This is a genomic window from Streptomyces canus, assembly GCF_030815415.1.
Taxonomy (GTDB): domain Bacteria; phylum Actinomycetota; class Actinomycetes; order Streptomycetales; family Streptomycetaceae; genus Streptomyces; species Streptomyces canus_F.
This window is the reverse complement of sequence record NZ_JAUSWW010000001.1, coordinates 3,022,863-3,042,647: the sequence shown is the minus strand read 5'-3', so window position 1 is coordinate 3,042,647 and position 19,785 is coordinate 3,022,863. Positions and strand designations below refer to the sequence as shown.

At 70.6% G+C, this 19,785-nt stretch carries 21 protein-coding genes and 2 pseudogenes; 10 read left to right on the top strand and 13 right to left on the bottom strand.

From position 1 onward, the window contains the following. Positions 1 to 2 precede the first annotated feature (2 nt). Positions 3 to 914 (top strand): recombination regulator RecX, encoded by a 912-nt coding sequence (recX, locus tag QF037_RS13905; protein WP_307025101.1) that lies wholly within the window; start codon positions 3 to 5, stop codon positions 912 to 914. A gap of 432 nt (positions 915 to 1,346) precedes the next feature. Here recX and QF037_RS13900 read toward each other — a convergent pair whose 3' ends face one another. From QF037_RS13900 to QF037_RS13870, 8 genes are all read right to left on the bottom strand, one after another. Beyond that, positions 1,347 to 1,760, bottom strand: a complete 414-nt coding sequence (locus QF037_RS13900) for a rhodanese-like domain-containing protein (RefSeq protein ID WP_307037157.1) — start codon at positions 1,758 to 1,760, stop codon at positions 1,347 to 1,349. Between the two features lie 29 nt (positions 1,761 to 1,789). Continuing rightward, complete coding sequence (locus QF037_RS13895) at positions 1,790 to 2,314, bottom strand: cysteine dioxygenase (protein ID WP_307025099.1); 525 nt, start codon at positions 2,312 to 2,314, stop codon at positions 1,790 to 1,792. Positions 2,315 to 2,393: 79 nt separating this feature from the next. Continuing rightward, positions 2,394 to 2,465, bottom strand: a complete 72-nt coding sequence (locus QF037_RS50975; protein ID WP_323185208.1) for a putative leader peptide — start codon at positions 2,463 to 2,465, stop codon at positions 2,394 to 2,396. Positions 2,466 to 2,703: 238 nt separating this feature from the next. Next, on the bottom strand, positions 2,704 to 4,299 hold the full coding sequence (locus QF037_RS13890) for an FAD-dependent monooxygenase (protein WP_307025096.1): 1,596 nt from the start codon (positions 4,297 to 4,299) through the stop codon (positions 2,704 to 2,706). A 198-nt stretch (positions 4,300 to 4,497) separates the two neighbouring features. After that, positions 4,498 to 5,406 carry an amino acid ABC transporter permease gene (locus tag QF037_RS13885; RefSeq protein ID WP_307025094.1) on the bottom strand — a complete coding sequence of 303 codons (909 nt, stop codon included), beginning with the start codon at positions 5,404 to 5,406 and terminating at the stop codon, positions 4,498 to 4,500. Continuing rightward, positions 5,403 to 6,068 (bottom strand): amino acid ABC transporter permease, encoded by a 666-nt coding sequence (locus QF037_RS13880; protein WP_307025092.1) that lies wholly within the window; start codon positions 6,066 to 6,068, stop codon positions 5,403 to 5,405. The genes QF037_RS13885 and QF037_RS13880 overlap by 4 nt, the downstream gene beginning before the upstream one ends. Before the next feature lie 97 nt (positions 6,069 to 6,165). Further along, a complete protein-coding gene (locus tag QF037_RS13875) occupies positions 6,166 to 7,014 on the bottom strand; it encodes a glutamate ABC transporter substrate-binding protein (RefSeq protein WP_307025090.1) in 849 nt (282 codons plus the stop codon). 68 nt (positions 7,015 to 7,082) lie between these two features. Continuing rightward, positions 7,083 to 7,859 carry an amino acid ABC transporter ATP-binding protein gene (locus tag QF037_RS13870; protein WP_307025088.1) on the bottom strand — a complete coding sequence of 259 codons (777 nt, stop codon included), beginning with the start codon at positions 7,857 to 7,859 and terminating at the stop codon, positions 7,083 to 7,085. A 313-nt stretch (positions 7,860 to 8,172) separates the two neighbouring features. Here QF037_RS13870 and QF037_RS13865 point away from each other — a divergent pair, with 313 nt between their 5' ends. Further along, positions 8,173 to 8,859: a response regulator transcription factor gene (locus QF037_RS13865; protein ID WP_046257015.1), complete on the top strand. Its 687-nt coding sequence runs from the start codon at positions 8,173 to 8,175 to the stop codon at positions 8,857 to 8,859. Positions 8,860 to 8,868: 9 nt separating this feature from the next. Next, positions 8,869 to 10,248, top strand: coding sequence for a sensor histidine kinase (locus tag QF037_RS13860; RefSeq protein ID WP_307025086.1), 1,380 nt, complete (start codon positions 8,869 to 8,871; stop codon positions 10,246 to 10,248). Here QF037_RS13860 and QF037_RS13855 read toward each other — a convergent pair. Continuing rightward, the gene (locus tag QF037_RS13855; RefSeq protein ID WP_307025084.1) at positions 10,238 to 11,224 is read right to left on the bottom strand and encodes a TAXI family TRAP transporter solute-binding subunit; all 987 of its coding nucleotides are present in this window, start codon (positions 11,222 to 11,224) and stop codon (positions 10,238 to 10,240) included. The genes QF037_RS13860 and QF037_RS13855 overlap by 11 nt on opposite strands. Positions 11,225 to 11,375: 151 nt before the next feature. Between QF037_RS13855 and QF037_RS13850 the strand changes: the two genes are divergently transcribed. Further along, positions 11,376 to 11,783: a MazG nucleotide pyrophosphohydrolase domain-containing protein gene (locus QF037_RS13850; protein WP_307025081.1), complete on the top strand. Its 408-nt coding sequence runs from the start codon at positions 11,376 to 11,378 to the stop codon at positions 11,781 to 11,783. A gap of 56 nt (positions 11,784 to 11,839) precedes the next feature. Here the strand turns inward: QF037_RS13850 and QF037_RS13845 are convergent, their stop codons facing one another. Together QF037_RS13845 and QF037_RS13840 are read right to left on the bottom strand one after the other, a co-directional pair. Beyond that, positions 11,840 to 13,057 (bottom strand): cation:proton antiporter, encoded by a 1,218-nt coding sequence (locus tag QF037_RS13845; protein ID WP_307025079.1) that lies wholly within the window; start codon positions 13,055 to 13,057, stop codon positions 11,840 to 11,842. Between the two features lie 4 nt (positions 13,058 to 13,061). Then, positions 13,062 to 13,547 carry a cation:proton antiporter regulatory subunit gene (locus QF037_RS13840; protein WP_307025077.1) on the bottom strand — a complete coding sequence of 162 codons (486 nt, stop codon included), beginning with the start codon at positions 13,545 to 13,547 and terminating at the stop codon, positions 13,062 to 13,064. Between the two features lie 181 nt (positions 13,548 to 13,728). Between QF037_RS13840 and QF037_RS13835 the strand changes: the two are divergent. From QF037_RS13835 to QF037_RS13815, 5 genes and pseudogenes are all read left to right on the top strand, one after another. After that, positions 13,729 to 14,668, top strand: a pseudogene (locus tag QF037_RS13835) (sensor histidine kinase). After that, complete coding sequence (locus QF037_RS13830) at positions 14,665 to 15,333, top strand: response regulator (RefSeq protein WP_307025075.1); 669 nt, start codon at positions 14,665 to 14,667, stop codon at positions 15,331 to 15,333. The pseudogene QF037_RS13835 and the gene QF037_RS13830 overlap by 4 nt, the downstream one beginning before the upstream one ends. Before the next feature lie 57 nt (positions 15,334 to 15,390). Beyond that, the gene (gene miaB, locus QF037_RS13825) at positions 15,391 to 16,914 is read left to right on the top strand and encodes a tRNA (N6-isopentenyl adenosine(37)-C2)-methylthiotransferase MiaB (RefSeq protein ID WP_307025073.1); all 1,524 of its coding nucleotides are present in this window, start codon (positions 15,391 to 15,393) and stop codon (positions 16,912 to 16,914) included. Between the two features lie 21 nt (positions 16,915 to 16,935). After that, the gene (locus tag QF037_RS13820; protein ID WP_307025071.1) at positions 16,936 to 17,196 is read left to right on the top strand and encodes a hypothetical protein; all 261 of its coding nucleotides are present in this window, start codon (positions 16,936 to 16,938) and stop codon (positions 17,194 to 17,196) included. 51 nt (positions 17,197 to 17,247) lie between these two features. After that, entirely contained in the window at positions 17,248 to 17,961 is a 714-nt protein-coding gene (locus QF037_RS13815; RefSeq protein ID WP_307025069.1) for a class III extradiol dioxygenase subunit B-like domain-containing protein, read from the top strand. A gap of 104 nt (positions 17,962 to 18,065) precedes the next feature. Here the strand turns inward: QF037_RS13815 and QF037_RS13810 are convergent. Beyond that, positions 18,066 to 18,333: pseudogene (locus tag QF037_RS13810) on the bottom strand (antitoxin). 24 nt (positions 18,334 to 18,357) lie between these two features. Next, positions 18,358 to 18,645 carry a hypothetical protein gene (locus tag QF037_RS13805; RefSeq protein WP_307025067.1) on the bottom strand — a complete coding sequence of 96 codons (288 nt, stop codon included), beginning with the start codon at positions 18,643 to 18,645 and terminating at the stop codon, positions 18,358 to 18,360. 182 nt (positions 18,646 to 18,827) lie between these two features. On the opposite strand from QF037_RS13805, the gene miaA reads away from it, so the two are divergent. After that, entirely contained in the window at positions 18,828 to 19,766 is a 939-nt protein-coding gene (gene miaA, locus QF037_RS13800) for a tRNA (adenosine(37)-N6)-dimethylallyltransferase MiaA (protein WP_307025065.1), read from the top strand. The last annotated feature ends 19 nt before the right edge of the window (positions 19,767 to 19,785 follow it).

The window sequence follows — 19,785 nt, the reverse complement described above, 5'->3', positions numbered from 1 at the left end:
CCGTGACACGACGAACCGACTGGGCCGAGTACGCCTACCAGGACGCTCCGCGTGAGCGGGGCGGGGCAGGCGACGGGGGATTCTCCGGGCCGGTCGGCGATGCGTACGGGGACGACGCGGGGCACGGGGGACACGGTCGCGCCGCGTCGTACGGCACCGGGGGAGCGTTCGGCGACGACCGGGTCCACGGCGCCGGGCGGCCGTACGGCCATGACGCGCCGTACGACGACGAGCCGGGCGACGGCTCGGTGCCGTACGACGGCGGTTCCCGGCGTGGGCGCGGTGGCGCCCGTGGGGGCCGTGCGGCCCGTGGCGAGGGCGGTTCCCGTGGGCGTCGGCAGCGACGCGGCGGGGAGCCGTCCGGTGCGGACGAAGGCGCTCCCTCCTCGTCGAGGGCCGAGCAGGGGGAGTCTTCAGGGGACCCGGTCGAGCGGGCACGGGCTATCTGTCTGCGCCTGCTCACCGGGACCCCGCGCACGCGGAAACAGCTCGCGGACGCCCTGACCAAGAAGGGGATCCCGGACGAGGCGGCGCAGGAGGTGCTGTCGCGGTTCGAGGAGGTCGGGCTGATCAACGACAGCGCGTTCGCCGAAGCCTGGGTGGAGTCCCGGCACCACGGCCGGGGACTGGCCCGGCGCGCCCTCGCCCAGGAGCTGCGCACCAAGGGCGTCGACTCCACACTGATCGACGCGGCCGTCTCACAGCTCGACTCCGAGCAGGAGGAGGCGACCGCGCGCGACCTCGTCGCCCGCAAGCTGCGCTCCACTCGTGGCCTCGACCGCGACAAGCGACTGCGCCGCCTTGCGGGCATGCTCGCCCGCAAGGGGTACCCCGAGGGCATGGCACTGAGAGTGGTCCGGCAGGCGCTCGAAGAGGAGGGCGAGGACGCGGAGTTCCTCGACGAGGGGTTCTGAAGCCGCGGGCCGAGTCGGCGGGGAGCTGCGGCCCCGGGAGCGTGTCGGGGCTGGGCTCGCGGAAGACTTCACGGGGCCGCGAAGGAACTCTGACAGGGCGCCGGTACATCTGACAGGGCGCCGGTACAGGTGCCCGACCCGCACCGCTTCCGTCCCTCGGCGTCACCGCTCAGCCGGCGCAGCCATACCTTGCGTTCCACGAGGGTGAGCGAGGAGGGCCTGGTCGCGCTGAAGAACGGACGCTTCGCGGTCGCGGCCGCCAACTAGGCGGCGGGCACCGGAGAGTTGGCGGTGGACAAACGCGCGCCCTGCAACGGGGCGAAGACGTCGAGGGCGGGGACACGGGCGCCGCGATCCGGTCCGCCTCGTCACGGAAGGCAGCGCTGCCGCCGCCCCGCTCCGCTGCGGACCCGAGATCGACCGAGACACGTTCTACGACGCCACGGGCAGACCCGAGGCCTTCCACGCCTGGAACCCGCCCACCAGATCCGTGGCCCGGCGCAGCCCCAGCCGATGCAGCGACTCGGCCGCGAGACTCGAGGCGTAACCCTCGTTGCAGATCACCACGACGCGCAGATCGTGCCCCGTGGCCTCGGGGGCGCGATGGCTGCCCCGCGGGTCGAGGCGCCACTCCAGCTCGTTGCGCTCGACGATAAGGGCGCCGGGAACCAGTCCGTCCCGTTCGCGCAGCGCGGCGTAGCGGATGTCGACCAGCAGCGCCTCCCCGCGCCGGGCGGCGTCGTACGCCTCCCGGGCCTCGATCCGCTCATAGCCCGCGCGGACCCGCTCCAGCAACTCGTCGATGCCGACCGGGACGTCGCCCGAACTGTCACCGAGGCCGCCCACTCGCTGCTCCTCCCGCGTGCCCGAGCCGCTCACTGCCAGTCCTCCGGGCGCTCCACGTGCTCCAGGCGCAGCACCTGCCCGGTGCGGCTGTAGCGGCGGATCTGCGGCAGGGGCGGGTAGTAGGCGTGGACCGAGATCGCGTGCTCGGCGGTGGACTCGTTGAGCACCTCGTGGACGTGGTGCTGCCCGAAAGAGCGCCCCTTGCCGGCCGTGAGCCTCCGCTCCCGGTCGATGCCGTCGGCGAGTTCCAGGGTCTGCCAGCCGTCCGCGGGGAGCCGGGCGGCGAGCGAGTTCTCCTTGAGCTCACCGGAGGCCGTCACGAAGGCACCGACGGACTCGGCGTGGTCGTGCCAGCCGGTGCCCGTACCGGGCGGCCAGCCGATCAGCCAGGCCTCGCTGCCGCCGGGCCCCTCCAGGCGCACCCAGGTGCGGCCCTCGGGGTCGAGCGGGAGCGAGGAGATCAGCTCGGTATCGGCGGCGGTCCGCCGTACGAAATCGAGGAGTTCCGCCTGCGTCGGCGTGGAAACGGCGGACACAGAAGGGGAGACAGACACGGGCACCGTCCTGATGAGCGTTCGCGGGAAGCGCGCGGCAGCACCGAAGCGGCGCGCGCTGGAAAAGAGGGAGGCGAATTCAGCAGGACACGCGACACACGCAGCCCGCATAGCGGACGAGGTCCATATGGACCCTCCGCCACAGGCGCACACAGGTGTCGGTCACGATCCGGAGTACACCATGATGGTGCAGGCCGGTCAACTCACTGTCACGATGTGGACCTCACGGTGACGGTGCGTGCGGCAGTCACGCACGGCGTGGCCCGGCCCGTGACCTCGGGCCGAGCCATCCGCACCACTCGGACTCGACTCCGCGACCACCGCGGCCCGAGCTGTCCGGCCCCGTCGACGCGAGCCGGATTCCGCTCCCGTACGAGCTCCCGGAGCCGTCAGCGCGCCCCCGCTCCCGCCTCCGTCTTCGCCGGCCCGCCCAGTGTCGCCTCGGCGGCCGCGTAGAGATCGGCCGGCCGCACGCCGTTCAGCGCGGTCACCAGGTGACCGTCGGGCCGTACCAGCAGCACCGTGTGGGCGGCCGCGCCCGGGTAGCCCTCCGCGACCAGCAGCTCGGCCGGATGCGGCAGCGCCGCCACCGCGGCGGCGAGGCGGGGCATGAGCCCGGCGCCCACCCAGTGCCTGCGCTCCCACACCCCGGTGCCCGGCGCGATCAGCACCACGAGCAGCGCCCCACGACCGAGCCGGTCCCGCAGTCCTACGAAGGAACCGTCCTCGGCGGTGACCCGGACATCGGCGACCGGCGCGCCCGGAGCGGTGTCCACCGGGACCTCCGCCTCCAGATGCCGCGGCGCGAGCGGCGAGGTGGCGTACGCCCCCGGCGCACCGAGTGTCCCGCGCCCCAGGTGACCGTCCGTGAGGAGCGCGTCGTGTCCGCGCGCGGAACCCGGGACGACGGCCCGCAGCCCTCCGCCGCCGCGCACCAGCGGCAGGGCCTGGTCGGCGGCGCGCAGCCGGGCGGCGACGACCGCGCGCCGCTCGGCCTGGTAGCTGTCGAGCAGCGCCTCGTGCGGCCCGTGATGCCAGGCCAGGGCCAGCTTCCAGGCGAGGTTGTCGGCGTCCCTGAGCCCCTCGTCGAGCCCCTGTGTGCCGAGCGCGCCGAGCAGATGTGCCGCGTCCCCGGCGAGGAACACCCGTCCGACCCGCCAGCGGCGCGCGAGACGGTGGTGCACGGTGTGCACGCCGGTGTCGAGGAGTTCGTACGGCGGTGTCGGGCCGCCCGTCCAGCCGGCGAGGGTCTCCCGGATCCGGGCCACCAGGAGCTCGGGGGTGACCAGCTCCTTGCCGGGCGGCAGCAGCCAGTCGAGGCGCCAGACGCCGTCCGGGAGGGGCCGTCCGGTGACCTCCCCGGCCGAGGGTCCGGACGTCCGCCACGGAGGCATCCGATGGAGCAACGCCTCGTCCTCCCACGGAAGTTCCGTGCGCAGCGCGGCGACGGCGTGCCGCTCCACCGCCGTACGGCCGGGGAAACGGATGTCGAGGAGTTTGCGGACCGTCGAGCGGGGGCCGTCGCAGCCGACCAGGTGACTGCCGCGCCACCACGTGCCGCTGGGGCCGCGGGTGTGGGCGGTGACGCCGGAGGGCTCCTGCTCGACGGTGTCGAGACGGCTGTCCACGGAGACCTTGACCAGCCGCTCCTCGGCGCAGGCCGCGCGCAGGGCGCCGGTCAGCTCGTGCTGGGCGATGTGCAGCGGCGCCGGCTCCACGTCGTCGAAGGTGACCTCGCGCATCACCTGCTTGCGGCGCAACGACCGCCATCCGGCCCAGTGGCAACCGGCCTCGGAGAGCGGGACGCCACTCAGGCGCTCCATCAGGGCGGCGGTGTCCTCGCGCAGAACGACGGTGCGAGCGGGACGCGGTTCGTCCTTGCCGGGACCCTCGTCGAGGACCACGGACGGCACGTCCTGACGGGCCAGCGCAAGGGCGAGCGTGAGCCCGACAGGCCCCGCTCCGACGATGATCACCGGGTCCACGACGCGGCGCCCCCTGCCCGCGAGGGCGTCCCGAGAGACGTGTGTGAACAGGAGGTTGGAGCAGGGTGCACGATCACAGAACGTATGCAACCCATTGCCGGTGCTTGCGTCAAGTGACGGAGGCAGTGGCGATCACGCCACTGCCTCCGCACTGGTCACGGCTCTGCGGCCGTGTCACTCAAGCATCTTGACTGATCATCAGATTCCGCCGCCGGTGTTCTCGCCGGTGCCGAGAGTGCCGCGGATCGCGCCGGGATTGATCTCCGTATCCTCGCCGAGAACCGCGCCCGTGCTCTTCTTGCTGCGCCGCAGCCGCTTCTCCAGCCAGCTCGCGAAGGTGGTGAGAAGGAAGTTCAGGAGGATGAAGATGGCCGCGACCACGATGAAGCTGGGGATGTTGTTGGCGTAGTTGGCGGCCAGCGTCTGGCGCGAGTTGAGCAGTTCGGTGAAGCCGAGCATCACGCCGCCCAGCGCGGTGTCCTTCACGATGACGACGAGCTGACTGACGATGGCCGGCAGCATCGCGGTGACGGCCTGCGGCAGCAGGATGCTGGACATCGTCTGGCCCTTGCGCAGGCCGACCGCGTAGGCCGCTTCCGTCTGGCCCTTGGGCAGGGAGAGGATGCCGGCCCGGACGATCTCGGCGAGGACGGACGCGTTGTAGAGCACCAGGCCGGTGACGACCGCGTACAGCGGCCGCTGTTCGCTGCTGATGTCCGTGGACCGGTAGTAGAAGTAGAAGGCGAACAGCATCAGCAGCAGCACCGGGATGGACCGGAAGAACTCGACCACCGTGCCGGCCACGGCGCGTACCCAGAGGTGGTCGGACAGGCGGGCGATGCCGAAAACCGCGCCCAGCGGAAGGGCGATCACCATGGAGATCGCGGCGGCCTTCAGGGTGTCGCCGAGGCCTGGCAACAGGTAGGTCGTCCACGCCTGCTCGGTGGTGAACGGCTCCCACAGGGCCCAGTCCCACTGGTTCTTGTCGTCCATGACCTGCCAGACCCACCACAGGAGGAGGGCGAGCAGGACGAAGAAGAGCACTGAGAAGAGGATGTTGCGCCGCTTGGCGCGGGGCCCGGGAGTGTCGTACAGAACGGAGCTCATCGCTTCACCGCCAGTCGCTTGCTCAGCCACCCGAGGAAGAGGCCGGTCGGCAGGGTCAGGACCACGAACCCGAAGGCGAAGACGGCGCCGATGGCGAGCGTCTGGGCTTCGTTCTCGATCATTGTCTTCATCAGGGCGGCGGCCTCGGCCACACCGATCGCGGCCGCCACGGTCGTGTTCTTGGTCAGGGCGATCAGTACGTTGGCCAGCGGGCCGATGACCGAACGGAACGCCTGCGGCAGGACGATGAGGCGCAGGACCTGGCTGAAGCTCAGCCCGATGGCACGCGCCGCCTCGGCCTGTCCGACGGGCACGGTGTTGATGCCGGAGCGGATCGCCTCGCAGACGAAGGCCGCGGTGTAGACGACGAAGCCGAGGATCGCCAGCCGGAAGCCCTGGACGTCGAAGTCCTTGGAGCCCATGGTCACGCCGAAGGTGTCGGCGAGACCGAGCGAGGTGAAGACGATGATCACCGTCAGGGGGGTGTTCCGGACGATGTTCACGTAGGCGGTGCCGAACCCGCGCATCAGCGGGACCGGGCTGACCCGCATCGCGGCCAGCAAGGTGCCCCAGATCAGGGAGCCGAGGGCGGAGATGGCGGTGAGTTTCACCGTCATCCAGAACGCCCCTAGGACGTCGTAACCATCAAGAAAGTCGAACACGATCTCCCGCGCTTCCGGGTGTCTGGGGTACGTGGAGGGGCGCGGCGCGCCGCCGCCCTGATCGCTGCGGGCGGCGGCGCGCCAGTGGATCCCTGCGTTACTTGACGATCACGCCGATCTTCGGGGCGGGCTCGTTCTTGTAGTTGGCCGGGCCGAAGTTGTCCTTGACGGCGGTCTCCCACGCGCCGCTGCTGACCATCTTCTCGAGCGCCTTGTTGATCTTGTCCACGGTCGCGGTGTCGCCCTTCTTGACACCGATGCCGTAGTTCTCGTTGCTCAGCTTGAGGCCGGCGAGCTTGAACTTGCCCTTGTACTGCGACTGCGCGGCGAAGCCGGCGAGGATCGAGTCGTCCGTGGTGAGCGCGTCCACGGTGCCGTTCTGGAGGGCGGAGATGCACTCGGAGTAGCCGCTGACCGTCTTCAGGTTGGCCTTCGGGGCGAAGTCGTCCTTGACGTTCTGCGCCGACGTGGAGCCGGTCACCGAGCACAGGTTCTTGCCATTGAGGTCGGTGGCCTCGGTGATGTCCGAGTCCGCCTTGACGAGCAGGTCCTGGTGGGCCAGCAGGTACGGCCCGCCGAAGTCGACCTTCGCCTTGCGCTCGTCGGTGATCGAGTAGGTGGCCGCGATGAACTTCACGTCACCACGGGCGAGCGCGTTCTCACGGTCGGCGCTCTTCGTCTCCACGAACTCGATCTGGTCCGGCTTGTAGCCGAGCTCCTTGGCCACGTACGTCGCGACGTCCACGTCGAAGCCGGAGAAGGAACCGTCGGGCTCCTTGAGGCCCAGACCGGGCTGGTCGTACTTGATGCCGACCTTGATCTTGCCGCCGCCGCTGGAGCCCGAGTCGGTGCTGTCGCTGTCGCCGTCGTCCCCACCGCACGCGGTCGCGGTCAGAGAGAGGACGAGCGCAACGGCCGCCGCGGCGGTGACCTTGCGGAGCTTCATGGTGAACATCCTTTGTGTGATGGGAGATGCGAGCCGTCGAGGCGGGTGACGCAGGTCGTGACGCGCTGTCAGTGGTGCAGGATCTTGGACAGGAAGTCCTTGGCACGGTCGCTGCGCGGGGCGCTGAAGAACTGGTCCGGCACAGCCTCCTCGACGATGCGGCCGTCCGCCATGAACACCACCCGGTTCGCGGCCGAACGGGCGAATCCCATCTCATGGGTGACGACGATCATGGTCATACCGTCCCGGGCGAGCTGCTGCATGACCTCGAGGACCTCGTTGATCATCTCGGGGTCGAGCGCCGAGGTGGGCTCGTCGAAGAGCATGACCTTGGGGTCCATGGCCAGGGCCCGGGCGATGGCGACACGCTGCTGCTGGCCGCCGGAGAGCTGTGCGGGGTACTTGTCCGCCTGGCTCGTCACGCCGACCCGGTCGAGCAGGGTGCGAGCCTTCTCCTCGGCCTGCTTCTTGTCCGCCTTGCGGACCTTGATCTGGCCGAGCATCACGTTCTCGAGCACGGTCTTGTGCGCGAACAGGTTGAAGGACTGGAAGACCATCCCGACGTCGGCGCGCAGCTTGGCCAGCGCCTTGCCCTCCGCGGGCAGGGGCTTGCCGTCGATGGAGATCGCGCCGGAGTCGATCGTCTCCAGGCGGTTGATGGTGCGGCACAGGGTGGACTTCCCGGACCCGGAGGGCCCGATGACCACGACGACCTCGCCGCGGGCGATCGTCAGATCGATGTCCTGGAGAACATGCAACGCGCCAAAGTGCTTGTTGACGCTCTTCAGGACGACCAGTTCTCCGGTCGCGGCCACATCTTCCTTGGCCACCGATACTTCGGTCATCGCTATCGGGCTCCGTCCTCCTCGGTTTCGGAGGACACTAGTGACCCCACGCGACCTGCGTCATTACCTTTGAGGGGAATCTGAGCATCACGATCCGATAGCAATCGGACACGTGTCGTAGCAGTTGTGAGCAGGGCGCATATCGGCCGGGTAACGGAAGCGGCTCGCAACCGGAACCCACTTGACGTCGTCCTCTTCCATCGGCGTGACTTCACAAAGTGCACGCGCGCGCGTGCACGCGTTTTTGTACACCACTAAATCGCACTTTTGTCCTCATTTAGATCGTACGGCCGATGAACCGAAGGAGGCCCGGATGAGACTGCTCCTCGTAGAGGACGACAATCACGTCGCCGCCGCTCTGTCCGCGGTTCTGGCGCGGCACGGTTTCGACGTCACCCACGCGCGCAGTGGCGAGGAAGCCCTCCAGGCACTCGTCCCGGAAGGCGCCGGCTTCGGAGTCGTCCTCCTCGACCTGGGCCTGCCGGACCAGGACGGATACGAGGTCTGCGGCAAGATCCGCAAGCGCACCAGCACCCCGGTGATCATGGTCACCGCCCGCTCCGACGTCCGTTCCCGCATCCACGGCCTCAACCTCGGCGCCGACGACTACGTCGTGAAGCCGTACGACACCGGAGAACTGCTCGCCCGGATCCACGCCGTCAGCCGTCGCACCGCCCACGAGGACCCCGCGGCCGAAGCCGAGGCCGCGCTGCACCTCGGCCCGGTCCGTATCGAGCTGCCGACCCGTCAGGTCAGTGTGGACGGTTCGGTCGTCCAACTGACCCGCAAGGAGTTCGACCTGCTCGCCCTGCTGGCCCAGCGCCCCGGAGTCGTCTTCCGCCGGGAGCAGATCATCAGCGAGGTGTGGCGCACCAGTTGGGAGGGGACCGGGCGCACTCTCGAAGTCCACGTGGCCTCCCTGCGCGCCAAGCTGCGCATGCCGGCCCTCATCGAGACCGTACGCGGCGTCGGCTACCGGCTCGTCGCCCCGTCCTCGTAGCGGGCCCGGGTGCGCACACGACTCCTCCCGCTGCTGATCGTCCTGATGGCGGCCGTGCTGCTGGCGCTCGGCATCCCGCTCGGCTTCAGCGTGGCCGCGGCCCAGCAGCAGAAAGTGGTCGTCGACCGGATCGACGACACCGCGCACTTCGCGGCCCTCGCCCAGTACGTCACCGGCGAGGGCGGCGAGCGCCAGAAGACGCTGCAGAGCGAACTCGACAGCTACTACGAGGTCTACCGCATCCGCGTCGGCGTCTTCTACCAGAACAAGAGCATCATGGCCAACGCTCCCATGACCTTGTTCATCCCCGAGACGGGCGAGGTGCGGACCGCGTTCGACGAGGCGCTGCTCAGCCGACGCAGCGAGGATCCGCCGCAGGTCTTTCCCTGGCAGCAGGGGCGGCTCGTGGTCGCCTCCCCGGTCATCCGGGACGGTGACGTCATCGCTGTCGTCGTCACCGACTCACCCACGGGGGAGATGCGTTCGCGCATTCTGCACGGCTGGCTGGTCATCGGCGCGGGCCTGATGGCCGCGATGCTGGTGGCCGTCGGCGCCGCCCTGCGGCTGACCGGGTGGGTGCTCAGGCCGGTGCGCGTCCTCGACGCCACGACGCACGCGATCGCGAGCGGCCGCCTGAAGTCGAGGGTCGCGGCCGCCGGCGGGCCGCCGGAACTCCAGCGACTGGCCCGGTCGTTCAACGAGATGGCGGACAACGTCGAGGACGTCCTGGAGCAGCAGCGCGCCTTCGTCGCCGACGCCTCGCACCAGCTGCGCAACCCCCTCGCCGCGCTGCTGCTGCGCATCGAACTGCTCGCCTTCGAACTCCCGGAGGGCAACAAGGAGATCGCCTCGGTCCAGACGGAGGGCAAGCGTCTCGCCCAGGTCCTGGACGACCTGCTGGACCTGGCCCTGGCCGAGCACACGGACGCGCATCTGCGCATCACCGACATCGGCGCGCTGGCCGCCGAGCGCGTGGCGGCATGGGCTCCGACCGCCGAGGCCAAGGGCGTACGCCTGGTGGGCGACTGCCCGCCCACCACCGGCTGGGCCGACCCGGTCACCCTGTCCAGCGCGCTGGACGCGGTCATCGACAACGCGGTCAAGTTCACGCCCGAGGACGAGTGCGTCGAGGTGGCGGTCTCCTCCAACGGCGAGACGGCGACCGTCGTCGTCACCGACAACGGCCCCGGTCTGACCGCCGAGGAACTCGCCCGCATCGGCGACCGCTTCTGGCGCAGCAACCGCCACCAGAACATCAAGGGCTCCGGCCTCGGTCTGTCCATCTCGCGGACCTTGCTGCACGCGGGCGGCGGCACGATCTCGTACGACCATCACGAGCCGCACGGCCTGAAGGTGACGGTGACGGTGCCCCGCAGTGCTACGGCTTGACGGAGCGGTAGTAGCGCCGTGCGCCCTCGTGCAGCGGCAGGGGAGAGGTGTAGATCGCGGTGCGCAGGTCGACCAGCTGTGCGGAGTGCACCTCGCTGCCGATGTGGTCCCGGCTGCGGATCACGGTCCGGGTCAGCCACTCGGTGAGCCGCGGGTCCAGGTCCTCGCGGGTGATCAGCAGGTTGGACACGGCGATGGTCGGCACGGCGTACGCGTCCTGGCCGTCGTAGGCCGCCTCCGGGATGTTGGTGGGCCGGTAGTAGCGGTTGGCGGCGCTCTGGGTGTGGAGTTTGGTGACGAAGTCGGCCTTGATCGGGACGAACTTGAACGAGGACGTCTCGGCGAGCGCCTTCAGTCCGTTCGTCGGCAGTCCGCCCGACCAGAAGAACGCGTCGATGGTGTGGCCGAGCTGGTCGACGTCCTTGATGCCGTACGAGAACGGCTTGATGTCCTTGACCGGGTCGATGCCCTCCGCGTTCAGCACCCGGGTGGCGATCAGCCGCACGCCCGACGTCTTCAGCCCTATGGCGACCCGCTTGCCCCTCAGGTCGGCCACGGAGTCGATGGCCGAGTTCCGCGGGACGACGAGCTGTACATAGTCGTCGTACAGGCGTGCGACACCGCGCAGCCGGGCGGCCTCGACCGGATGGTCGATCGCGAACGACTCCACCGCGTCGGCGGCCGCGATGGCGAAGTCGGCCTCGCCGGACGCCACGCGCGCGACGTTGTCCTGCGACCCGGCGCTGGTCTCCAGGTCCACCTTGAGGTCGGGCATGTCCTTGGCGAACTCGTCGCTCAGGTCCTTGCCGTACTCCTCGTACACCCCGCCGCGCGAGCCGGTGGCGAAGGAGATCGCTCCGCCCGGCGGCTCCTCGCCCGGCAGCAGCCACCACAGCAGCAGCCCGAAGACCACGAAACCGGCGGCCGCACCCTGCAGCGCCCGGTTCCTGCTCATACGGGGGAACACCTTGGACATGCGCGCGATCCTGCCAGCAGGGACGCCGTGCTGACCAGGGCGGGCGCCACAGGGGCATCCGCGTGGGCTGCCGGGCGGTGTGTGCCGGTGGCGTCCGTCGGGGTCGGCAGAGGCCCGCCGGACTGTCAGTGGTGATCGATAGAGTCGCCGTATGAGTTCATCGCCCGCCGACCTGGTCCGTCAGTTCCACCTCGCCTTCGGGCTGGACGCCCGTAGTACGCCGACCGCGGTGTCGCCGGAGCTGGCCGCCCACCGCGGCGAGCTGCTCGCGGAGGAGGCCGCCGAGGTCGCCGAGGTAGCCGTCGAGGGCCCGCTCGACCGGCTCGCGCACGAACTCGCCGACGTGGTCTACGTCGCCTATGGCACGGCCCTCGTCCATGGCATCGACCTCGACGCGGTGATCGCCGAGATCCACCGCTCCAACATGACCAAGCTGGGTCCCGACGGCCATGTCGCCCGCCGGGCCGACGGCAAGGTCCTCAAGGGTGAGCACTACGAGGCACCGGATGTGTCGGGCGTGCTGCGGAGACAGGGGTGGGCTCCGGAGGGGGTTGCCTGAGAGGGCGGAGGCTTGTCGGACGGATGGGGCTGGTGCCACGCACCCCACGCCGTCCCTCAGTCCGCCACCGATGCCTCCGCCACTGTGGACGCGTCCTCCCGTACCGTCCGGCGCTCTCCGGAGCGTCGTGTCCACCAGGACGCCAGCGGCTCCGTGTAGCGCGCGGTCAGCGGGCCGAGGACGACCAGGATCAGGACGTACGCCGTGGCCAGCGGGCCCAGCGACGGTTCGATGCCGGCGCTCACCGCGAGGCCGGCGATGACGATCGAGAACTCGCCGCGGGCGACCAGCGCGCCGCCCGTACGCCAGCGGCCCTTGACGGAGATCCCCGCCCGCCGGGCGGCCCAGTAACCCGTGGCGATCTTCGTCGCCGCGGTGAGCACGGCCAGCGCCAGGGCGGGCAGCAGCACGGGCGGGATGCTCGCCGGGTCGGTGTGCAGCCCGAAGAAGACGAAGAACACGGCGGCGAACAGGTCCCGCAGCGGGCTCAGCAGGGTGTGTGCCCCCTCCGCGACCTCCCCGGGCAGCGCGATGCCGACCAGGAAGGCGCCGACCGCCGCCGACACCTGCAGCTGCTGGGCCACGCCCGCGACCAGGATCGTCAGCCCGAGCACCACAAGGAGCAGCTTCTCCGGATCGTCGCTCGACACGAACCGGGAGATCAGCCGCCCGTAGCGGACCGCCACGAACAGCACGAGCCCCGCCGCGCCCAGCGCGATGGCCAGCGTCAGGCTCCCGGCCAGCAGTCCGGCTCCGGCCACCAGCGCGGTGACGATCGGCAGGTACACCGCCATCGCCAGATCCTCCAGGACCAGCACGCTGAGGATCACCGGCGTCTCCCGGTTGCCCACCCGGCCCAGATCGCCGAGCACCTTCGCGATGACGCCGGACGACGAGATCCAGGTGACACCCGCGAGGACCACGGCGGCCACCGGGCCCCAGCCCAGCAGCAGCGCGGCCGCCGCACCCGGCACGGCGTTCAGCGCACAGTCGACCAGTCCGGACGGATAGTGCGCCTTGAGGTTGGTGACGAGATCGCCTGCCGAGTACTCCAGGCCGAGCATCAGCAACAGCAGGATGACGCCGATCTCGGCGCCGATGGAGACGAACTCCTCGCTCGCGCCCAGCGGCAGCAGCCCGCCCTTCCCGAAGGCGAGACCGGCGAGGAGGTAGAGCGGGATGGGGGAGAGCCGGAACCTGGCGGCGAACCGGCCGAGCAGGCCGAGGCCGAGAATGATGGAACCGAACTCGACGAGCAGGACCGCGGAGTGCACCGGTTCACTCCCGCCCGAGTATCGCCGCGGCGGCGTCGACGCCCTCACGCGTACCGACGACGATCAGCGTGTCGCCGCCCACCAGCCGGAAGTCCGGCGCCGGCGAGGGAATCGCCTCGGCCCGGCGCAGCACCGCCACGACGGACGCGCCCGTGTCCGTGCGCATCCGGGTCTCGCCCAGCACCCGCCCGTTCCAGCGTGAGGTCGCGGCCACCTCGATCCGCTCGGCGACCAGCCCCAGATCCGTGGTGTGGAGCAGGCTCGCGCTGTGGTGGGACGGCATCAGCGCGTCGATCAGCGAGCCCGCTTCCGCACCGGTCAGCCGCAGCGACTGGGCACAGGAGTCGGGGTCGTCGGCCCGGTACAGGCTCACCGTCCGGGCACCGTCGCGGTGCGCCACCACGGACAGATGGCGGTGTTCGCGCGTCACGAGGTCGTACTGGACCCCGATCCCCGGCAGCGGCGTCGCCCTCAGGCGCGGTGCAGACACGTTTCTCCCCTTGTGCTGAGCCTGTGTACCAAGCGTGATCGTGGGTGCCGAGTCCGCATGCTGCCATCGGCCGTACCGTGGCGACATGGGTGTTGCCACGGATATGCGCGACCGGCGCCAGGCGGCGAAGCTGGCCACGGAAGGGCCATGCGACAGGGGCGAGGAAGGCGAGAACACGCAGGTGTCACTGTTCTGGCGGATCTTCTCGCTCAACGCCGCCGGCCTGGTCGTGGCTGCCGCGCTGCTGCTGGGCCCGGTCACCGTGTCGACGCCGATCAGACAGGCCGAGGCCCTGGTCGTCCTCGTCGGCCTCGCCCTGCTGTTGGTCGCCAACGCCCTGGTCCTGCGGGTGGGCCTCGCCCCGCTCAAGCGGCTCGGCCGGGCCATGTCCACCGCTGACCTGCTGCGGCCCGGCGCCCGCGCGGATGTCGCCGGTCCCGCCGAAGCGGCCGAGCTCATCACGACGTACAACACGATGCTCGACCGGCTGGAGGCCGAGCGCGCCGCCGGCGCGGGCCGGGCCCTGTCCGCGCAGGAGCGGGAGCGTCACCGGATCGCGCGTGAGCTGCACGACGAGGTCGGTCAGACCCTGACCGCGGGTCCTCCTCCAGCTCAAGAGGGTCGCCGACCGGGCACCCGAGGGGCTGCGCGAGGAGGTGGCCCAGGCACAGGAGGCCACGCGCGCGGGGCTCGACGAGATCCGCTTCATCGCCCGTCGGCTACGCCCCGGCGTCCTGGAGGAACTCGGCCTGGGCAGCGCCCTGCGCTCGCTCGCCGGTGAGTTCAGCGCCTATGGACTGACCGTGCGCCACCACGTCCCCGGCGGACTGCCGCCCCTGACCGAGGAGTCGGAACTCGTGCTCTACCGGGTGGCCCAGGAGGGCCTCACCAACACCGCCCGGCACGCCGCCGCCGACCACGCAGAGGTCCGCCTCCAGCAGATCGACGGCGGTGTCGAACTGCTCGTCCGCGACAACGGCCGGGGCCTGGGGGAGGCCACGGAAGGGGCCGGGATACGGGGCATGCGCGAGCGGGCGCTGCTGATAGGAGCGGAGCTCACGGTCGCCGGGGCGCCCGGCGGGGGCACGGACGTACGCCTGCGCGTCGGAGGGCACCGATGACTCCCCGGGCACCCCGCACCCCGGTCCGCGTGCTGCTCGTCGACGACCACACCCTCGTACGACGCGGAGTCCGTCTCATCCTCGACGGTGAGGCCGATCTCACGGTCGTCGCCGAGGCCGGCGACGGGGCGGAGGCGGTCGAGCTGGCACGCGCGCGTGACGTCGATCTGGCCGTCCTGGACATCGCCATGCCCCGGATGACGGGCCTCCAGGCGGCCCGCGAGCTCTCCCGCCGCCTGCCCGACCTGCGCATTCTCATCCTGACCATGTACGACAACGAGCAGTACTTCTTCGAGGCCCTCAAGGCCGGGGCCAGCGGCTACGTCCTCAAGTCCGTCGCCGACCGCGATCTGGTCGAGGCGTGCCGCGCGGCCGTTCGCGACCGGCCGTTCTTCTACCCGGGCGCCGAACGCGCCCTCGTCCGCTCCTACCTGGACCGCCTCCATCGCGGCGACTCCCTGCCCGAGCGGGCCGTCACCGAACGCGAGGAGGAGATCCTCAAGCTCGTCGCCGAGGGGCACACGTCCAAGGAGATCGGCGAGATGCTGTTCATCAGCGCGAAGACGGTCGAACGCCATCGGGCGAACCTGCTCCAGAAGCTGGGCATGCGGGACCGCCTGGAACTCACGCGGTACGCGATACGAGCCGGGCTGATCGAGCCCTAGACCCCGGTTGTCCACAGGGCGACCGGAGCCGCTTCCGGCACCGCCTACCCTTGTCACATGAGCAGCATCGACCGGAGCCAGGCAGTGGACGTCTCCTCTTCCAAGACCTACGAAGTACGCACCTACGGGTGCCAGATGAACGTCCACGATTCCGAGCGATTGTCCGGGCTGCTCGAAGACGCGGGTTACGTGAAGGCGCCGGAGGGTTCCGACGGCGACGCGGACGTCGTCGTCTTCAACACCTGCGCGGTGCGCGAGAACGCCGACAACCGGCTGTACGGCAACCTCGGCCGCCTCGCCCCCATGAAAACCAAGCGCCCCGGGATGCAGATCGCGGTCGGCGGCTGTCTGGCGCAGAAGGACCGCGACACCATCGTGAAGAAGGCGCCCTGGGTGGACGTCGTCTTCGGCACCCACAACATCGGCAAGCTGCCCGTCCTGCTGGAACGTGCGCGCGTCCAGGAAGAGGCGCAGGTCGAGATCGCCGAGTCCCTCGAGGCGTTCCCGTCCACGCTGCCCACCCGGCGCGAGAGCGCGTACGCGGCGTGGGTGTCGATCTCCGTCGGCTGCAACAACACCTGCACCTTCTGCATCGTCCCCGCGCTGCGCGGCAAGGAGAAGGACCGCCGTACCGGCGACATCCTCGCCGAGATCGAGGCCCTGGTCGGCGAGGGCGTCTCCGAGATCACGCTGCTCGGGCAGAACGTCAACGCATACGGCTCCGACATCGGCGACCGCGAGGCGTTCAGCAAGCTGCTGCGGGCCTGCGGGAAGATCGAGGGCCTGGAGCGCGTGCGCTTCACGTCCCCGCACCCGCGCGACTTCACCGACGACGTGATCGCGGCCATGGCCGAGACGCCGAACGTGATGCCGCAGCTCCACATGCCGATGCAGTCCGGCTCGGACACGATCCTGAAGGCGATGCGCCGCTCGTACCGGCAGGAGCGTTTCCTCGGGATCATCGAGAAGGTGCGTGCCGCCATGCCGGACGCCGCGATCTCGACCGACATCATCGTGGGCTTCCCCGGCGAGACCGAGGAGGACTTCGAGCAGACCATGCACGCGGTCCGCGAGGCCCGCTTCACGAACGCCTTCACCTTCCAGTACTCCAAGCGTCCCGGAACCCCCGCGGCGACCATGGACGGGCAGATCCCCAAGGAGGTCGTGCAGGCGCGCTACGAGCGTCTCGTCGCCCTCCAGGAGGAGATCTCCTGGGAGGAGAACAAGAAGCAGGTCGGCCGCACCCTCGACCTCATGGTCGCCGAGGGCGAGGGCCGCAAGGACGGCACCACCCACCGCCTCTCCGGCCGTGCCCCCGACAACCGCCTGGTCCACTTCACCAAGCCGGACGACGAGGTCCGCCCCGGCGACGTCGTCACGGTCGAGATCACCTACGCCGCCCCGCACCACCTCCTCGCCGAGGGCGAGGTCCTGAAGGTCCGCCGCACGCGCGCGGGCGACGCCTGGGAGAAGCGGAACGCCGCCGAGGCGGCGAAGCCGGCGGGCGTGCTGCTGGGGCTGCCGAAGATCGGCGTTCCGGAACCGCTGCCTGCGGTCACCGGAGGCTGTGCCGTCGACTGACCGGAGCGCACAGGGGGACGCATGGTGCATGGGGTGATCGTCGAGGAGCGCGCGGACAGCCTCCGGGCGATCGAGCGTTTCGAGGGCAACCGGGAGGAGGCCCGCAGCAGGCTGTACGAGACGGCGTGTGCGCACAAGTTCGCCGATGGACTGCAACAGCGCCGCCGCGAGGTGTTCCGGGTGGACGACGACACGTACTACGTGGAGATCAAGGGCGGCCTGGGCAGATACCGCCTGCGGTACTACCTCGCCGAGCGGGTGTGGAGTACGGAGGCCCCGTGATCCGGCGGTGCCGTCCTCGGCCCTCCCGGGGACCGCAGTAGGCTGCCGATCATGCTTGTCGCCGCCGCCGTCTGCCCCTGTCCGCCGCTCCTCGTGCCCGAGGTCGCCGCGGGCGCCGCGCCCGAGCTGGACGCGGCCCGGACCGCGTGCACGGACGCGCTCGGGGTGCTCGCCGCCGCCCGGCCCGATCTGCTGGTGGTCCTCGGACCCGCCGAGCAGAGCGGGCGCGGTACACATCCGGAGGGCACGGCGGGGTCCTTCCGCGGCTTCGGTGTGCAGCTCGACGTCAGGCTGGGCGCGGACAAGGGCGGGGCGTCCGGGCGCCTGCTTCCGCCCTCCCTCGCCGTGGCCGCGTGGCTGCTGGAACGCACCGGTTGGGCGGACGCCCCGATCGAGGGACTCGGCGTGGGGGAACCTCTGGCCGCCGAGCGGTGTATTGAAGTCGGAAGGGAAATCGCCGCGCGGGCCGAGCGCGTGGCGCTGCTGGTGATGGGAGACGCCAGCGCCTGCCGCACGCTCAAGTCACCCGGCTACCTCGACGAGCGCGCGGCGCCCTTCGACGCGGAGGTCGCGCGTGCGCTGGGGGCGGCGGACGTGGCGGCCCTCGAAGCGCTGGACGCCGAGCTGGCGCACGAGCTCAAGGTGTCCGGGCGGGCCCCCTGGCAGGTCCTGGCGGGCGCCGCCGAGGGGGCGGGCCTCGATGGCCGGCTGCTGTACGACGACGCGCCGTACGGCGTGGGGTACGTGGTCGCGACCTGGTCGTGACCGGCCTCGTCGGGACCGGCCCGGTGGTGAGGCGAGTGCGGGCCGTGTGAAACGGCGGACGGCCGCCAGGCGCTGTGCCCCGCGGCCGTCCGTCGGTGTGCCGTTCAGGAAGCAGGCGGCGGTGAGGACGGGGGCGTGGTCGTGCCGCCGCCCGTTCCGTCGTCCTTGTGCGCGAGTCGGTCCATGGCGTTCTTGGCCTTGCCCGTGCCCGTCTGGATCTTGTCGCTGTACTTGCCCTTGGTCTTCTCGTCGACGACCTTCGCGGCCTTGTCGAGACCGTGCTGCACGCTTGTCCCCGTGCTGCTGTGCGAGGCCGGAGACCTTGTCCTTGGCCGGGCTGAGCTTGGCTTTCAAATTGTCCAGGAGACCCATCGTTCACCTTCCCGCGCGGGGCAGTTACGTGCGGGCGCCCTCGCCGGCCTCGCTGTCGGCCGCCTCTTCGGGGGACTGCTGCTTGGGGATGTCGACGCCTTCGGCGGCACCGGCCTCGACGGCCTCCGTCGCCGTCGGCTCTGCCGTGTCCCCGGCGTCGGTCCCGGCCGGGGCGTCCGCCTCGGCCGGCTCCTTCGCCTCTGCCGCCTTCTCCGCCTCGGGCTCGGCCGTCAGGGTGGCGGCCTCCACCTCGGCGGTTGACGCCTCCTCCGCAGCCTTTGACCTCCGGAGAAGTCGTGCGAAAACGCCCATATCCACTCCATACGTTACTTGTGCGGGGGAAATCCCGCGTTGCCCAGTGCGTCCATTTGCGTCGCCCGGGACGCCGCCTCTCGAAACCGGCGGCGAAAACCTCGCAACAGGCAACGACCCCGCACGCGTGCCGTCACGTAACTCGTTCGAGGCCACGCCCTGACGTTTGCGAGACTGGGGCGGTGAGCAGCGCACCCCCCGCCCCCCGAGTCATCGCCGTCGTCGGACCGACCGCGGCCGGAAAGTCCGATCTGGGCGTTTTCCTGGCCCGACGTCTCGGCGGCGAGGTCGTCAACGCCGACTCCATGCAGCTCTACCGAGGGATGGACATCGGCACCGCGAAACTGACGCCCGAGGAGCGCGATGACGTCCCGCACCACCTCCTGGACATCTGGGACGTGACCGTCACGGCCTCCGTCGCCGAGTACCAGCGACTCGCGCGCGAGCGCATCGACGCGCTGCTCGCCGAGGGACGCTGGCCGATCCTGGTCGGCGGCTCCGGCCTGTACGTCCGCGGCGCCGTGGACAACCTCGAGTTCCCCGGCACCGACCCCGAGGTCCGGGCCCGGCTCGAGGAGGAGCTCACACTCCGCGGCTCCGGCGCGCTGCACGCCCGTCTGGCCGCCGCCGACCCCGAGGCCGGCCAGGCGATCCTGCCCAGCAACGGACGCCGCATCGTCCGGGCCCTGGAGGTCATCGAGATCACCGGCAAGCCTTTCACCGCCAACCTCCCCGGCCACGACTCCGTCTACGACACCCTCCAGATCGGCGTCGACGTCGCGCGCCCCGAGCTCGACGAGCGCATCACGCGCCGGGTCGACCGGATGTGGGACGCGGGCCTGGTGGACGAGGTACGGGCGCTGGAGGCGCACGGGTTGCGCGAGGGGCGTACGGCATCGCGCGCGCTCGGGTATCAGCAGGTGCTCGCGGCGCTCGCCGGGGAGTGCACGCTCGCGGAAGCGCGGGACGAGACCGTCCGTGCCACGAAGCGCTTCGCGCGCCGCCAGGATTCGTGGTTCAGGCGCGATCCGCGGGTGCACTGGTTGAGTGGGGCTGCGGCGGATCTCACAGAACTTCCGCAGCTCGCGCTGGCGTTGGTCGAACGACCGGTCACAGCCTGATCACGTCCTGGCATCGGGA